We start from the raw sequence: 15695 nt of genomic DNA, 5'->3' as shown, positions 1-15695 counted from the left end.
GGATCAGGTTAGGAGCAAAGCCCAGCACTAGGAGCGTGCGCATGACCGACCGACCCCGCCCGCCGTCGCCGTTCGACTCCCTGCCCGCGGTGCCGGCGTTCGCGTTGACCAGCGAGGACCTCACCGAGGGCGGCACGCTGCCCGACGCGCAGGTCTACGAGCGCGGCAACACCTCGCCCCACCTGAGCTGGTCGGGCTTCCCGGCCGGGACGAAGAGCTTCGCGCTGACCTGCTACGACCCGGACGCCCCGACCGGCGGCGGGTTCTGGCACTGGATCGTCTACAACCTGCCGGCGGACCTGAGCGAACTGCCGACGGGTGCCGGCACCGGCGACAAGGACGGCCTGCCCGACGAGGCGATCCACGCCCGCAACGACTACGGCACCCGCGACTTCGGCGGTGCTGCCCCACCGCCGAAGGACGACCCGCACCGGTACTTCTTCGCGGTGCACGCCCTGGACGTCGACGCCCTCGACATCGGCGCCGACGCCTCGGCGAACGTCGTGGGCTTCAACGTGGTCGCGCACACGATCGCGCGCGCGGTGCTGGTCTCCACGTTCGGTTTCTGAACAACACGGCTCTCCACGTTCGGTTTCTGAACAACACGACTCTCCACGTTCGGTTTCTGAACAACACGACTCTCCACGTTCGGTTTCTGAACCACACGACGCCGCGCGACCTGGCCGGGGGCCGCATCACCCCCGGCCGGGTCGCAAATCGACGGCAAGGGTCCTGCAAGACCGGTCACGCACAGTTGATGGCGTGGATCCCCTTCTCCTCGTCCGGCGCGTGCCGGCACACCGCCTCGCCGTGACCCGGCGCGTCACCGCCCGCTGGGGCACGCCGGCCACGCCCGAGGTGCAGTGGTGGGAGCTGGTCGATCCGGTCTGCGACGACCAGCAGCCCGCGGCGGCCCTCGCGGCGGTCCGGCCCGACGGGACCACGGTCAGGCTGCTCCGCCTCGCCGCTCCACCCGGACGGCACGACCTGGCCGTGCAGGTGCTGCAGGGGCTCATCGACGCGCTCCGCGCCGGGTCCGCGCACCGGCTCGCCGCGGCACTCCCGCCGGACGATCACGACCTGCTCCGCGAGGCCGGCTTCCACCCGGTCCCGGGCGACTGGTGGTCCGTGGACCTGTAGCGCACTGTCGGCAACCCCACAATGCACTGCAAGCCGCGAGAAACAAGCCGGGCCGCGAGAACCGACACCCGAGCAGGCCCGCTGAGCACGTTCACCAGGCGTGGTGAATCATGTTTCACAGCTTGGTACACGCTTGCGGGTTTAACAAGACGGACGTACGGTTTTCTTGATTGACGATAACCGGGCCGCCCGGTTGCGGAAGACTTTGCCCTGACACCCGCCTGATTGACTTGAGGGAGCAACGCCGTGGCGAGCCTCGACACGTTCGGAGCCAAGAGCCAGCTGAGCGTCGGTGACGCCAGCTACGAGATCTTCAAGGTCGACAAGGTCGAGGGCGCCGAGCGCCTGCCCTACAGCCTGAAGATCCTTCTCGAAAACCTGCTGCGTACCGAGGACGGCGCCAACATCACCGCCGAGCACATCAGTGCCCTCGGCGCGTGGGACGCCACCGCCGAGCCCAGCGTGGAGATCCAGTTCACCCCCGCCCGCGTGCTGATGCAGGACTTCACCGGCGTGCCGTGCGTGGTCGACCTGGCCACGATGCGCGAGGCGGTCGTGGAGCTCGGCGGCGACCCGACCCGGGTCAACCCCCTGGCCCCCGCCGAGCTGGTCATCGACCACTCGGTCATCGCCGACCTGTTCGGCCGCCCCGACGCCTTCGAGCGCAACGTCGAGCTGGAGTACGGCCGCAACAAGGAGCGCTACCAGTTCCTGCGCTGGGGCCAGACCGCGTTCAACGAGTTCAAGGTCGTGCCGCCGGGCACCGGCATCGTGCACCAGGTCAACATCGAGTACCTCGCCCCGGTGGTCATGCCGCGCAAGGGCCAGGCGTACCCGGACACCGTCGTCGGCACCGACTCGCACACCACGATGGTCAACGGCCTCGGCGTCGTCGGCTGGGGCGTCGGCGGCATCGAGGCCGAGGCCGCGATGCTCGGCCAGCCCGTGTCGATGCTCATCCCGCGGGTCGTCGGGTTCAAGCTCAGCGGCGAGCTGCCGGAGGGCTGCACCGCCACCGACCTGGTCCTCGTCATCACCGAGAAGCTGCGCAAGCACGGCGTGGTCGGCAAGTTCGTCGAGTTCTACGGCCCCGGCGTCAGCGCCGTGCCCCTGGCCAATCGCGCCACGATCGGCAACATGAGCCCCGAGTACGGCTCGACGGTCGCGATCTTCCCGGTCGACGACGAGACGATCAAGTACCTCCGCCTGACCGGCCGCGACGAGGCGCAGGTCGCCCTGGTCGAGGCGTACGCGAAGGAGCAGGGCCTCTGGCACGACCCGGCCGCCGAGCCCGACTACTCGGAGCGTCTCGAGCTGGACCTGTCGACGATCGAGCCGTCCCTCGCGGGCCCGAAGCGCCCGCAGGACCGCGTGCCGCTGAAGAGCGCGAAGCCGCTGTTCCGAGGTGTACTGGGTGACTACGTGACCGACGGCGGCATCGAGGGTCCCGCCGACGAGGCCAGCGCCGAGTCGTTCCCGGCCAGCGACCCGCCCGCGAACCACATCCAGTCCAACGGCGACCAGCCGCACGACCTGGTGTCCGCGGCCCGCGGCGCGAACGGCAGGCAGTCGAAGCCGGTGCAGGTCGGCGACTTCGAGCTCGACCACGGCGCCGTCGTCATCGCCGCGATCACCTCGTGCACCAACACGTCCAACCCGCAGGTCATGATCGGCGCCGGGCTGCTCGCCCGCAACGCCGTCGAGCGGGGCCTCACCACCAAGCCGTGGGTGAAGACGACCCTGGCGCCCGGCTCGAAGGTCGTCACCGACTACTACGAGCGGGCGGGGCTCACCGCTTACCTGGACAAGCTCGGCTTCAACCTTGTCGGGTACGGCTGCACCACCTGCATCGGCAACTCCGGCCCGCTGCCGGAGGCGGTCAGCGCCGCCGTCAACGAGCACGACCTCAGCGTCGTGTCGGTGCTGTCCGGCAACCGCAACTTCGAGGGCCGCATCAACCCCGACGTGAAGATGAACTACCTGGCCTCGCCGCCGCTGGTGGTCGCCTACGCCCTCGCCGGCACGATGGACCTGGACCTCACCAGCGAGCCGCTCGGCACCGGCTCCGACGGCCAGCCGGTCTACCTCCGCGACATCTGGCCGACGCCGAAGGAGGTCGAGGACACCATCGCCGCGGCGATCGGCAGCGACCTGTACAAGTCGCGCTACGCCGACGTCTTCGCCGGTGACGAGGCGTGGCAGTCCCTGCCGACCCCGACCGGGAACACGTTCGAGTGGGACACGGAGTCCACCTACGTGCGCAAGCCCCCGTACTTCGAGGGCATGGCCACGTCCCCGTCCCCGGTCACGGACATCAGCGGCGCCCGGGTCCTGGCGAAGCTCGGCGACTCGGTCACCACCGACCACATCTCGCCCGCCGGTTCGATCAAGGCCGACTCGCCCGCCGGCAAGTACCTCGCCGGCCACGGCGTCGACCGCAAGGACTTCAACTCCTACGGCTCCCGCCGTGGCAACCACGAGGTGATGATCCGCGGCACGTTCGCGAACATCCGCCTGCGCAACCAGCTCGCCCCCGGCACCGAGGGCGGCGTCACGGTCAACCACCTCACCGGTGAGCAGAGCACCATCTACGACGCCTCCGTCGCGTACGCCGAGTCCGGCACCCCGCTCGTCATCCTGGCGGGCAAGGAGTACGGCTCCGGCTCGTCGCGCGACTGGGCCGCGAAGGGCACCGCCCTGCTCGGTGTGCGCACCGTGATCGCGGAGAGCTACGAGCGCATCCACCGCTCCAACCTCATCGGGATGGGCGTGCTGCCGCTGCAGTACCCGCAGGGCCAGAACGCCGAGTCGCTGGGCCTCACCGGCACCGAGACCTTCACGGTCACCGGCGTCGAGCAGCTCAACGACGGCTCCACCCCGCGCACCGTGAAGGTCACCACCGACACCGGCGTCGACTTCGACGCCGTCGTGCGCATCGACACCCCCGGCGAGGCGGACTACTACCGCCACGGCGGCATCCTGCAGTACGTCCTGCGCAAGATGATCGAGGCGTAACCCCACCGCACGACAACGGGCCGGTCACGTTACGTGGCCGGCCCGCCCCATGCCATCACACGCGCCGGCAGCCGGGCGATACCTCGGCGGGCCGGTCGGCATCACGCCGGCCGGCCCCGCCTACTTCGCCGGGATCCCGAAGCGGTAGACGGTCCGGTTCTCCTCGTCGATGAGGGCGATCGCGTCGGCGGAGGCGCTGGCCTCGTACGCGCTGGAGTCGGGGGCGTAGTCGGCGGCGCCGGCGACGTTGCCGTCGGCGACGTTGACCAGGGCGACGACCGGGATCGACTTGGTCCCGGAGTTGCGGATCGTCAGCATCACGACCCGGCCGCCGGCCCCCGCATACGCCATCTTGCTGAGCAGGGCGCTGCCGATGGTCTTCTGGTCGTTGCCGTTCGCCGGGTCGAGCAGGACGGGCTCCTGCACGCTCGTGAAGGCGCCGGAGCCCATGAAGAGCCGGCCGTCCAGGACATACCAGTTGGCCTCGGACTCCATCGGCTTGGTCCAGCGGACCTTGCCGTCGTCGGTGCCGAGCGCCACCACCGAGTCCTTGGTGGCGTCGATCTTCACGCAGAGGAGCTTGTCGCCGCACGGCCGGAAGTCGTCGACGGTGGCGCCGGTGGCCGCCTTGTATTCCCAGGCCTGGCCGAAGCCGTCCAGCTTGTACGCGACGAGCGTGTTGGTGTTCTTCTTCTTGAAGATCGCCAGGCCGGCGTAGACGGACCACGGCAGGTCACCGCCGGAGGCGATGGTGCCGCTGGCCTTGACGGCGCCGGTGTTGGTGTCGATCGTGGCGACCTTGTTCTCGGCCTGCATCTGGACGATGACGCCCGGGTCGACGTCGAGGGACTCCTGGAACGGGATGTAGCGCTGGAAGTCGAGCCCGTAGCTCGGCACGAGCGCGCCGCTCGGCTTGGCCCCCGGCCAGGTCACCACCGGCTTGGCCAGCCGGTCGCCGCTGGTGATGAAGCCGCCCTTGCCCGGGTGGCTCCACTTCGCCTGGCCGGTGAGCAGGTCGGTGCGCTGCACGGCGGTGCTGCCCCGGCGGATCTCGGTGATCGCGTCGGTGCCGACGTAGAACAGGTCGATCCGGTAGTCCCATTCGGCGGTCCACTTGACCGTGTGGGTGCCGATGTCGATCACCGCCCGGGCGTCCTTGTCGTCGCGGGTGGTGTCGCCGTCGCCGTCGACGATGAGGAGGTTGCCGACCTGACGCAGGCTGATTTCGGTCGGGTCCATCGGCACGTTGACGGTCCAGCGGCTCTTGCCCGTCGGCTCGAACGCCTCGACGTCGACCTTGCCCGCATTGCCCACGGCGGTGAACACGACACCGTTGCCGGCGAGTGCGGTGAACTTGCCGTCGCCGCCGATCTTCAGCGGCTCGCCAGCGGTCAGGCCCTCGATCTTCACGTTCTGCGGCTTGCCGTCCGCGCCGGTGGTCGTGACGTCCGGGAAGCCGTCCTTGGCCGCCTCGAACTGGTCGCCCATCCAGCCGAAGATCTTCGAACCGCCCCAGAAGCAGCCACCGATCAGGGCGAGGACGATGATCAGGGCGATCCACGGGGCGGTGCTGCGCCGGCGCGGCCGCACGATCACCGGCGGTGGGGTGAACCCGCCCTGCCCGCCGGGCGCGCCGAAGCCCCCCGGGGCGCCGGGCGCGCCGAACGCACCCGGGGCACCGGGCGCGCCGATGCCGGCCGGGACGCCGGGCCGGGCGAGGCCGGGCGGCGGCCCCCCGGGCGTGGCGAACGACGGTCCCTGCGAGCCGGGCCGCACCCCGGGCGGCGAGGCCGGCGCCGCCGGCGGCGCCACGTTGAACGTCTGGGAGAGACCGGCCGGCGACCCGTAGGCGCCCGGGGAGGTCGGCGTGGCCGGCGTGCCGGAGACCGGGAAGCCGGCCGACACCGGGAACGCGGTGGACGGCGGGAACGCCGGTGAGTGGCCGGGCGGCACCGGGGCGCCGGAGACCGGGCGCGGCTGGGCCACCGGCGGGCCGTCGAAGAGCTGCTGCGGCGGGGTGGCGATGGCGAGCATGCCGCCATAGGCGACCGGCAGCTCGGGCTGCTCCGGCACGACCGGCGCGACGCCGAACCGGGCGTGCAGCCGGCTCGCCACGAGCGGGATGCGGGAGGAGCCGCCGACGAGGAAGATGCCGGCGAGCTGGCGGACGTCGACGCCGGCGCGCTCCAGGACGCGGCGGGTCTCGTCGACGGCACGGTCGATGAGCGGGCCGGCGACGCGCTCCAGCTCCTCGCGGGTGACGTGCAGGGCCTCTTCGGTGCCGGGGACGTGGATGGGGGCGGACGCGGCGCGGGACAGCATCTCCTTCGCGGCGCGCACCTCGTTCCACAGCACGCGGCGGTCGCGGTGGGCGGCGGTGCTGTCGGGGTTGGCGATGCGCTGCCAGATCTCGGGGTTGCGCAGCTGGATGAGCTGGCCGAGGTGGCCGACGAGCGCGGCGTCGATGTCGACACCGCCGAGGTCGTCGAGGCCACCGACGCCGAGGACGCGCAGGCCGCCGCCGCCGGACCCGGAGGGCTCGCGGCGCACCACGGACACGTCGAGGGTGCCGCCGCCGAAGTCGAACACGGCGAGGGACTGCAGCGGGGCGACCTGCTGGCCGAGGACGCGCAGGCAGTAGGTGGCGGCGGCGATGGGCTCGTCGACGAGCACGACGGGGCCGAGGTTGGCGGCGCGGGCCGCCTCGAGCAGGACGCCGCGCCGCTGGCCGCCCCAGTCGGCGGGGCAGGTGAGCACGGTGGAGCCGACCGGGTTGACCCCGGCCTGCAGGGACTCGTCGGCGACCCGCTTGAGCAGGGCGGCGAGCATCTCCACGACGGTGACCTCGGCGTCGCCGAGCAGCACGGAGCCCGAGTCGACGCTGCGCTTCGGGAAGGGCTCGAAGCGCGACGGGGCCAGCTGCGAGAGCCGCTCGGCGTCGCGCCCGACGGAGAGCCGGCCGCTCTCGTCGGCGTAGACGCCCGACGCCATGACCGGCGACCCGTCGAACAGCAGGGCCCGGGGTGCCTCGTCGCCGCGGCGGACGACCGCGACGGTGTGGCAGGTGCCCAGATCGATCGCGAGACGATGGGTCGGCCCCACGTGCTCACCTCCAAAGACCCCGGGATCGTACGGCAGCGGTACGACATTTCCGATCGGCGGTTTGGGGTAGACAGGAAGCCGACACGACGCAGAGGTTGAGTGCGGCGCGCAGCGTCGCATGGGGGGTGTGGGGTGGGAACCCCCACGGAACCGCGGGGCGCCAGCCCCGGGGAGCTAATGACAGGGGTGCATATGCGCGCGGTGGTGTTCGAGGAGCACGGCGACCAGTCGGTGCTGCAGGTCAAGGACCTGCCCGCCCCGGAGCCGGGGCCCGGTGAGGTGCTGGTGCTGGTCGAGGCGAGCGGCGTCAACTTCATGGACGTCTATCAGCGCACCGGCATGTACCAGGTCGACCTGCCGTTCACGCTCGGCAGCGAGGGCGCCGGCACGGTGCTGCGGTTCGGCGACGGCGTCGAGGGCCTCTCCCCCGGTGACCGGGTCGCCTGGACTGGCGTGCCGGGCAGCCACGCCGAGCAGGCGGTGGTCCCGGCGGACCGGTTGGTGCCCGTACCCGAGGAGATCAGCACCGAGCAGGCGGCCGCGGCGATCCTGCAGGGCCTCACGGCGCACTACCTGACGCACGACTCCTACGCAGTGCGCGCCGGTGACACCGTCCTGGTGCACGCCGCCGCCGGTGGGATGGGCCGGCTGCTGACCAGGATCGTGACCCACCTCGGCGGGCGGGTCGTGGCGACGGCGAGCACGGAGGAGAAGCGGCACATCGCCCGGGCCGACGGCGCCGTGCGGGCCGTCGCCTACAGCGACGCTGTCGCCGCGGTCCGTGAGGTCAGCGACGGCGCCGCCGTGGTGTACGACGGCGTGGGCAAGGACACGTTCGACCTCAGCCTCGAGGCGCTGCGGCCGCGGGGCACGCTGGTGCTGTTCGGCGCGGCGAGCGGGAAGGTGCCGCCGTTCGACCCGCTGCGGCTCATGCAGGGCTCGTATTCGCTCACCCGGCCCACGCTCGTGCACTTCATCGCCGCCCGGCACGAGCTGCTGGAGCGCGCCGGGACACTGTTCGGGTGGATCACCGACGGGGTGGTGGACGTCGCCGTGACGAAGAGGCACCCGCTCGACGGCGCGCGGGACGCCTACACCGAGCTCGAAGGCCGCCGGACGACCGGGAAGCTGCTCATTATTCCGTGATCGTGATCTCAAGCGGCGGGCCTGCGCGAACCCCGGAAATGTTCCCCGACTAGACCTTTCAATGGTCGAAGGAGGGGATCGCGCATGAGCCACGTGGCGACGGAACATCACGGTAAGCACGAGCTGCGGGAAACGGTGCCGCTGCACGCGCATCCCCGCCGGTGGCTCGCGCTGGTGATCATCGCGGTGGCGCAGCTGATGGTGGTGCTGGACGCCACCGTGGTCAACGTCGCCCTCCCGCACGCCAAGGCCGACCTCGGCATCAGCGACGCCAACCAGCAGTGGGTGGTGACCGCGTACACGCTGACGTTCGGCGGCCTGCTGCTGCTCGGCGGCCGGGTCGCGGACTACTGGGGCCGTAAGCGCACGTTCGTGGTCGGCATCCTCGGCTTCGCGATCGCCTCCGCGCTCGGCGGCGCCGCCTGGGACGAGACGTCGCTGTTCCTGGCCCGCGCCCTGCAGGGGGTGTTCGGCGCGCTGCTGGCGCCGGCGTCCCTGGCGCTGCTGAGCGTGCTGTTCGTCGACGCGAAGGAGCGGGCCAAGGCGTTCGGGGTCTACGGCGCGATCGCCGGCGGTGGCGCCGCGCTCGGCCTGGTCCTCGGCGGGGTGCTCACCGAGTACGCGAACTGGCGCTGGTGCCTGCTGGTCAACATCCCGGTGGCGGTGATCGCGATCGTCCTGGCCGTCCGGATCGTCCCGGAGAGCAAGGCGCAGGGCAACACGAAGTACGACATCCCGGGCGCGGTGCTCGCGACGCTGGGCCTGAGCCTGCTCGTGTACGGCTTCACCAAGGCCGGCGAGACCGACGCCCGGCAGCAGCTCAAGTACGGCTGGACCTCCCCCGTCACGCTCGGCCTGATCGGGGTGGCGCTGCTCCTGCTGGCGCTGTTCGTGGTCGTCGAGACGCGGATCAAGAACCCGCTGCTGCCGATGCGGGTGGTGCTGCAGCGCACCCGTGGCGGCGCGTACCTCGCCTCGACCCTGATCGGCGCCGGGTTCATCGGTGCGGTGTTCTTCGTCAGCCTGTACTTCCAGCTGGTGCTGCACTACACGCCGCTGCAGTCGGGGGTGCGGACGCTGCCGATCAGCGTCGGTGTGCTGATCGCCGCCGGCCTGTCCAGCGGGCTGCTGCCGAAGATCGGACCGAAGCCCATCATGGCGACCGGCGGGGTCGTCGCGGCGATCGGCATGATCCTGCTGACCCGCATCGGCGTGGACACCGCGTACGCGACCCACGTCCTGCCCTCGATGCTGATCCTCGGTTTCGGTCTGGGCTGCACGTTCGTGCCGCTGGGCAACATCGCGCTGGTCGGCGTCGACGAGCACGACGCGGGCGCGGCGAGCGCCGTGGTCAACGCCAGCCAGCAGGTCGGCGGGTCGCTCGGCACGGCGCTGCTGAACACGGTGGCGATCACCGCGGCCACCTCGTACTACAAGGACCACGCGCAGGCACCGAACCCGCAGGCCACCCAGCTGGAGTCGATGGTGCACGGCTACGTGACGGCGTTCTGGTGGGGTTCGGCCCTGCTGGTCGTCGCCGCCGTGATCGTCATCGTGTTCGTCAAGGCAGGCAAGGACGACGTGCCCGCGGAGGGCGCCGTCCACATGGGCTGAGGCCCTCGTGAACTGAGCAAGGTAGAAACCCTGCACAGACGGAAGCGGCGGACCGACCCTCCCCGCCGCTTTCACCCGCGGCCCGCCCGGCCACAACACCGGGCGGGCCACGCTGGTGCTCAGACCCGCATCCCCGCGTCGTGCAGCAGCTCCACGATCAGCGGCTCCGGGTCCACGGTGAAGCCCTTGCCGGTGAACCATTTCGCCATGTTGGCGACGTCGCGGGCCAGGAAGTCCGGCCCCTTCGGGTTGATCACCACGTCGACGATCTGCGGCAGGTCGATGATGACCAGCCGCCCCCCGTGGACGAGGGTGTTGTACGGCGACAGGTCACCGTGGGCGACCCCGGCGCGGGCGAGCACCCGCAACCCGTCGACCAGCTGCCACCACAGGTCGGCCAGGAGGTCCTGGTCGGGCCGGGTCTGGGCGAGCCGCGGCGCGGCCGTGCCGTCGGCGTCGCCGATGAACTCCAGCATGACCTCCGTGCCGAGCAGCTGCACCGGGTACGGGACGCTGACGCCCAGCTCCCACAGCTGCGCGAGCGCGCCGAACTCGGCTTGCGCCCACTGTCCCGCGATCGCCTCCCGGCCGAACGCGGTGCGCCCGGCCATCGCCCGGGTCACCCGGGACTCGCGGACCCGGCGGCCCTCGAGGTAGCCGGAGTCGCGGTGGAAGAGGCGGTGCTCGGAGGACCGGTAGCGCTTCGCGGCGAGCAGGACCCGCCGGTCGGTGTCCGGGATGCCGCGCTCCACCAGGTGGACGTCGGCTTCCTTGCCGGTTTTGAGCACGCCGCGGTCGGTGTCCTTGGCGGCGTGTTCGGTGATCACCCAGTCGGGGATCGGGGCGGGTCCGTGCTGCACGCCGGGCGCGCTCCACGAGGACCAGCCGGTCTCCTCCTCGACCTCGTCCCAGACGGGATCGGTGGACGGGGAGAAGCGCTTGACGAAGGTCGGGTCGTCGTCGTCGAACTTGCGACGGCGGCGGTTCAGTGGTGCAGACGTGCCAAAAGAGTCGTTGTCACGCAACGCGAGGTCTCCAGGACTGAGAAGGAAGCGGAAGTCGGCATGCGGAATCGCGCCGTGACGGCAGTCATGCTTACCCACCCCCCTCTCTCAGTCCGACCCTCGCGAAGATGCGAAGCTCCCAAGCACTCTCGCGCACCCACCCGGGAGCGTCAAGCGATTTACCGCGAGGCCATGACCTCGGCGATCGCGGCGATCACCCCGTCCGCGGTCCGGGTCGGCGCGTAGCGGGGCTCGGACCACCGGCGGCCGCGGTGCAGCCAGACGCTGCGCATCCCGACGCCCGCCGCGCCCCCTATGTCCGCTTCGGGGCTGTCACCGATCAGCCACGCCCCACCGAGCCGCATCCGCGCCCGTTCCGCGGCGATCGCGAAGATCCGCGGATTGGGTTTCCGCACCCCCACGTCCTCGGAGATGATCCAGTCCGCGAGGTACCGGTCGAGCCCGGTCTTGCGCAGCTTCTCCTCCTGCTGCCGGGTCTCGCCGTTGGTCACGACCACCGGCACCCAGCCGGCGTCCTCGGCGATCGCGAGGGCGCACGCGGTCAGCGGGTCGAGACGGACCCGGCCCATCAGCTCGCCCCGGATCTCCTCGACCAGGTCGATCGCCGCCTCACGCAGGCCGTAGCGCTCCTTGATCGCCTCGGCGACGTCCCAGGTGGACCCCATCCCGTCGGCGTCGACGGACAGCAGCCAGTCCAGGTCGTAGGCGGGTGCGCCGACCCGTCCCAGGAAGTCGGTCGCCCATGCGCGGAACGCCCCTGCCCTGTCCAGCAGGGTGTCGTCCAGGGAGAGCAACAACAGGGGCACGCGGGCAGGTTACGTGACCCGAATGACAACGAACAGATGCTGTTTCCACAGGATTGGCTCAACGTGCCGTCCCGGAGCGTGCAGCGATGTGCCAAACCGTATGTACGGCTTGCATAATCAGTCTCGTGCCCAGGGTGAGCCAGGACCAGCTCGACGCACGCCGGAAGGAGATCCTCACCGGCGCGCGGACCTGTTTCGCCCGTCACGGCTACGAGGGCGCCACCGTGCGGCGGCTCGAAGAGGAGATCGGCCTGTCCCGCGGCGCGATCTTCCACCACTTCCGGGACAAGGACTCGCTCTTCCTCGCCGTGGCCGAGGACGACGCCGCGACCATGGTAGCCACGGTCGCCCAGCACGGCCTCGTCCAGGTCATGCGGGACCTGCTGCACCGGGCGGCCACGACCACCGACGACGGGGGCGACGTCGCCGGCTGGCTCGGCAGCCAGCTGGAGGTGTCCCGCCGGCTGCGCACCGACCCCGAGTTCGCGAAACGCTGGGCGGCCCGTTCCGAGGCCGTCGCCGAGGCGACCCGCGAGCGGCTCCAGCGCCAACGGGAGGCGGGAGTCCTGCGCGCCGACGTGCCGATCGGGATCCTCGCCCAGTTCCTCGAGCTCGCATACGACGGCCTCGTGCTGCACCTGGCCACCGGGCGCCCGGTGCACGACCTCGAGGCCGTCCTCAACCTGGTCGAGGGCGCCGTCCGAAGGTCGTGACGACCCGGTCACAAGGTTTCCTCAAGTGTCCATCCGGTGACGGGCGCTGCTGGACAACCGGACCCACACTGACCCCATGAGGACATCGATCGTGGCGGGAGCCGGTGACACCTGGGGCATCGCCGGCCCGGACTTCCTGTGGCTGTATGCCGGGCTCGCCGTGCTCGCGATCATCACCGCGTTCATCTGGCGCCGCGCAGCGCTGCGCGGGCCTTCGATGCGCCGGGCCCGGGACCTGACCCCGACCCAGGCCGCACTGATCACCGGCGACCGGAAGCTGGCCGTCTACAGCTCCCTCGCCGCCCTGCGCGCCGCCCGCGCCATCGACGCGGACAGCCGGGGCACGCTGCGGCAGACCGACCGCACGCCGGCCGGCGCCAACGAGCTCGACCGGGCCATCATCGCCGCCACCGGCCGGGGCGTCACCGCGCGCACCGTCCAGACCGACGCCGCCGTCATCGACGTGCTCAACCGCGCCGAGGAGCAGCTCAAGCTGGCCGGCTGGCTGCTCGACGAGGACCGGCGCCGGGCCGTGCGGACCGGGTCGCTCATCGTGTTCGCGGCCGTCGCGCTCGGCGTCGCCCGGATCGTCGCCGGCGTCCTCAACGACCGCCCGGTCGGCTTCCTGCTGATGCTCGTGCTGCCGGTGCTGTTCATCGCGCTGCTCTTCCTGCGGGTGCCGCGGGTCGCCACCAACGCCAGGCGGCTGCTGGCCCGGATGCGGATGCGGGCGCACCACCTGTCGCCGCGACAGTCGCCGTCATGGCGGACCTACGGCCCGGAGGCTGCGGCGCTGAGCATCGGGCTCTTCGGCGCCGGCGCGTTCTTCCTCGCCGACCCCGAGTTCGCGGAGGCCGCCGAGCTGCAGCGGCACGTCGCGGCCAGCGGCGGCGGCGGTGACTTCGGCGGCTGGGACTCCGGCTCCAGCTCCGACTCGAGCTCCTCCAGCAGCAGCTGCTCGTCGAGCTCCAGCTCGTGCGGCGGCGGGTCCAGCTGCGGGGGCGGCGGCGGAGGGTGCGGGGGATGACCGGCGTCGGCATCGGCTGGCGACCCGAGATCGCCGGCTACGTCGCCACCCTGCCGGGGCTGCGGTTCACCGAGGTCGTCGCGGAGTCCGTACACCTCCGGCATCCGCCGGAGCTGCTCATGGACCTCGTCGAGCGGGGCGTCCGGGTCGTGCCGCACGGCGTCAAGCTGTCCCTCGGCGGGGCCGAACCCGTCGACGACGCCCGGGCCGCGCACCTGGCGAGGTGCGCCGAGCTGCTGCGTTCGCCGCTGGTCAGCGAGCACATCGCGTTCGTGCGGGCGGGCGGCGTCGAGGCGGGGCACCTGCTGCCGGTGCCCCGCACCCGGGAGGCCGTCGACGCGATCGTCGCCAACGTCCGGCGCACCCAGGCCGCGCTCGGCGGCGTCGCCCTGGCCCTGGAGCCGATCGCGGCCCTGTTCGACTGGCCCGACCCGGAGCTGACCGAGGCGCAGTTCCTCACCGAGATCCTCGACCGGACCGGCTGCCCGCTCCTGCTGGACGTCGCCAACGTCTACGCCAACGCCCGCAACCGCGACGAGTCCCCGACCGACCTGCTCGACGCGCTCCCCCTCGACCGGATCGCCTACGTGCACGTCGCGGGCGGTGCCGAGCACGACGGCCTCTACCACGACACCCACACCGACGCGACCCCGCCGGAGGTCCTCGACCTGGTCAAGGAGCTGTGCGCGCGGACCACCCCACCGGCGCTGATGCTCGAACGCGACGGCCGCTACCCACCCGCCGCCGAGCTCACCCGCGAGCTCGACGCGCTCAGCGCCGCCGCCGGCCTCCCCCGGATCACGGCATGACCCTGGCGGACGAACAGCGGGCCCTGGTCGAGGCGCTCGTTGCCGGCGGTGACGTCCCAGTGGGTTTCGCTGCGGCGGGTGTACTGGCAACGCGCGCCGCCCTCCGCCGCAAACGGGCCGGCGAGGTGGCCCGTGCCTGGCCGTTCCTCGCCGCGTCGTTCGGCGAGGGCTGGCACGCGACCTTCGGGCACTGGGCCGAGGGCCGCCCACCGCAGGGCTCGCTGCGCGACGGCTGGGACCTCGCCCGCGCCGTCAAGGACACCCTGCCGCCGCTCGCCCGTGAAGAGCTCGCCGAGCGCGAGGCCGCCTTCACCTACGACGGCGTCACCGCCCCGGTCCCCCGCAACCGGCTGGCCGCCCGGCTCCGCCGCCTGCCGTCGCGCCTTCTACCCGCACGCCTCCTGCCCACACGCCTTCTGCCCACACGTCTTCTACCATCACGGCATGGATCTGGGCCTGCGTGACCGTGTCTACGTCCTGACCGGCGCCTCCCGGGGACTCGGCTTCGCCACCGCCCAGGCCCTCGTCCGCGACGGCGCCAAGGTCGTCGTCAGCGGCCGCACCGCCGGCACCGTCGAGGCCGCCGTGGCCGCGCTCGGCGAGGACCGCGCCGCCGGGATCACCGGCGACCTCGGCGACCCCGGCACCGGCCCGCGGCTCATGACCGTCGCCCGGGAGCGCTTCGGCCGGCTCGACGGCGCGCTCGTCTCCGTCGGCGGGCCGCCGCGCGGCACCGCGACCGGCACCGGCGAGGACGCCTGGCTCGCCGCGTTCCACACCATCTTCCTCGGCACGGTCCGGCTCGCCCGGCTCGTCGCCGAGACCATCGGCACCGTCCCGGACGGTGCGGACGCCGCCATCGGCCTCGTGCTGTCCACGTCGGTCCGGGTCCCCCTCGACGGCCTCGCGATCTCCAACGGGCTGCGACCCGGCCTCGCCGGGTTCGCCAAGGACCTCGCCAACGAGCTCGGCCCCCGTGGCATCCGGGTCGTGTCGCTGCTGCCCGGCCGGATCCTCACCGACCGCAACCTCGCGCTGCTGGACAGCCCCGCCGCGCAGGCCGAGGCCGCCGCGGCGATCCCGCTGCGCCGGCTCGGCGACCCGGCCGAGTTCGGGCGGGTCGCCGCGTTCGCGCTGTCGCCGGCGGCGAGCTACCTGACGGGCGTCGCCGTGCCCGTCGACGGCGGCGTGACCAGCGCTTTCTGAGGCAAATGCATGCCTTCTGAATTTCCTGTATCAGAAGTCGTTCGGGTCCCCTCTAGTCAGGTGAGACGGCGCTGTCATCAGTCGGGCGGCGC

General features: G+C 71.8%; 13 protein-coding genes. 10 read left to right on the top strand and 3 right to left on the bottom strand.

Annotated features, from left to right (window positions below; all coding sequences use genetic code 11):
- Nucleotides 1-41: 41 nt before the first annotated feature.
- The 3 genes from Dsi01nite_RS37500 (at nt 42) to Dsi01nite_RS37490 (ending at nt 4155) form a co-directional block, all read left to right on the top strand.
- Nucleotides 42-569: a YbhB/YbcL family Raf kinase inhibitor-like protein gene (locus Dsi01nite_RS37500; RefSeq protein WP_203851117.1), complete on the top strand. Its 528-nt coding sequence runs from the start codon at nt 42-44 to the stop codon at nt 567-569.
- Between the two features lie 193 nt (nt 570-762).
- Nucleotides 763-1140 (top strand): hypothetical protein, encoded by a 378-nt coding sequence (locus Dsi01nite_RS37495; protein ID WP_203851116.1) that lies wholly within the window; start codon nt 763-765, stop codon nt 1138-1140.
- Nucleotides 1141-1386: 246 nt separating this feature from the next.
- Nucleotides 1387-4155 carry an aconitate hydratase gene (locus tag Dsi01nite_RS37490; RefSeq protein ID WP_203851115.1) on the top strand — a complete coding sequence of 923 codons (2769 nt, stop codon included), beginning with the start codon at nt 1387-1389 and terminating at the stop codon, nt 4153-4155.
- A gap of 120 nt (nt 4156-4275) precedes the next feature.
- Here Dsi01nite_RS37490 and Dsi01nite_RS37485 read toward each other — a convergent pair whose 3' ends face one another.
- A complete protein-coding gene (locus Dsi01nite_RS37485) occupies nt 4276-7257 on the bottom strand; it encodes an Hsp70 family protein (protein ID WP_203851114.1) in 2982 nt (993 codons plus the stop codon).
- A gap of 192 nt (nt 7258-7449) precedes the next feature.
- Between Dsi01nite_RS37485 and Dsi01nite_RS37480 the strand changes: the two genes are divergently transcribed.
- Together Dsi01nite_RS37480 and Dsi01nite_RS37475 are read left to right on the top strand one after the other, a co-directional pair.
- Nucleotides 7450-8403: a quinone oxidoreductase family protein gene (locus Dsi01nite_RS37480; protein ID WP_203851113.1), complete on the top strand. Its 954-nt coding sequence runs from the start codon at nt 7450-7452 to the stop codon at nt 8401-8403.
- 84 nt (nt 8404-8487) lie between these two features.
- Nucleotides 8488-10017 carry an MFS transporter gene (locus Dsi01nite_RS37475; RefSeq protein WP_203851112.1) on the top strand — a complete coding sequence of 510 codons (1530 nt, stop codon included), beginning with the start codon at nt 8488-8490 and terminating at the stop codon, nt 10015-10017.
- A 119-nt stretch (nt 10018-10136) separates the two neighbouring features.
- Here the strand turns inward: Dsi01nite_RS37475 and Dsi01nite_RS37470 are convergent, their stop codons facing one another.
- Complete coding sequence (locus Dsi01nite_RS37470) at nt 10137-11042, bottom strand: serine protein kinase RIO (RefSeq protein ID WP_203851111.1); 906 nt, start codon at nt 11040-11042, stop codon at nt 10137-10139.
- A 158-nt stretch (nt 11043-11200) separates the two neighbouring features.
- The gene (locus tag Dsi01nite_RS37465) at nt 11201-11848 is read right to left on the bottom strand and encodes an HAD family hydrolase (RefSeq protein ID WP_203851110.1); all 648 of its coding nucleotides are present in this window, start codon (nt 11846-11848) and stop codon (nt 11201-11203) included.
- A gap of 125 nt (nt 11849-11973) precedes the next feature.
- Between Dsi01nite_RS37465 and Dsi01nite_RS37460 the strand changes: the two genes are divergently transcribed.
- From Dsi01nite_RS37460 to Dsi01nite_RS37440, 5 genes are all read left to right on the top strand, one after another.
- Nucleotides 11974-12561: a TetR/AcrR family transcriptional regulator gene (locus tag Dsi01nite_RS37460; protein ID WP_203851109.1), complete on the top strand. Its 588-nt coding sequence runs from the start codon at nt 11974-11976 to the stop codon at nt 12559-12561.
- 76 nt (nt 12562-12637) lie between these two features.
- Nucleotides 12638-13588, top strand: coding sequence for a TIGR04222 domain-containing membrane protein (locus Dsi01nite_RS37455; protein ID WP_203851108.1), 951 nt, complete (start codon nt 12638-12640; stop codon nt 13586-13588).
- Nucleotides 13576-14397: an MbnB/TglH/ChrH family RiPP precursor modification enzyme gene (locus Dsi01nite_RS37450; protein WP_203851107.1), complete on the top strand. Its 822-nt coding sequence runs from the start codon at nt 13576-13578 to the stop codon at nt 14395-14397. Before Dsi01nite_RS37455 ends, Dsi01nite_RS37450 begins: the two co-directional genes overlap by 13 nt.
- Complete coding sequence (locus Dsi01nite_RS37445; RefSeq protein WP_203851106.1) at nt 14394-14861, top strand: SCO6045 C-terminal-like domain-containing protein; 468 nt, start codon at nt 14394-14396, stop codon at nt 14859-14861. Before Dsi01nite_RS37450 ends, Dsi01nite_RS37445 begins: the two co-directional genes overlap by 4 nt.
- On the top strand, nt 14842-15603 hold the full coding sequence (locus tag Dsi01nite_RS37440; RefSeq protein ID WP_203851105.1) for an SDR family oxidoreductase: 762 nt from the start codon (nt 14842-14844) through the stop codon (nt 15601-15603). Before Dsi01nite_RS37445 ends, Dsi01nite_RS37440 begins: the two co-directional genes overlap by 20 nt.
- Nucleotides 15604-15695 lie beyond the last annotated feature (92 nt).

It is taken from the genome of Dactylosporangium siamense, assembly GCF_016862795.1.
GTDB lineage: Bacteria > Actinomycetota > Actinomycetes > Mycobacteriales > Micromonosporaceae > Dactylosporangium > Dactylosporangium siamense.
This window is presented reverse-complemented; position numbering and strand designations above follow the sequence as displayed.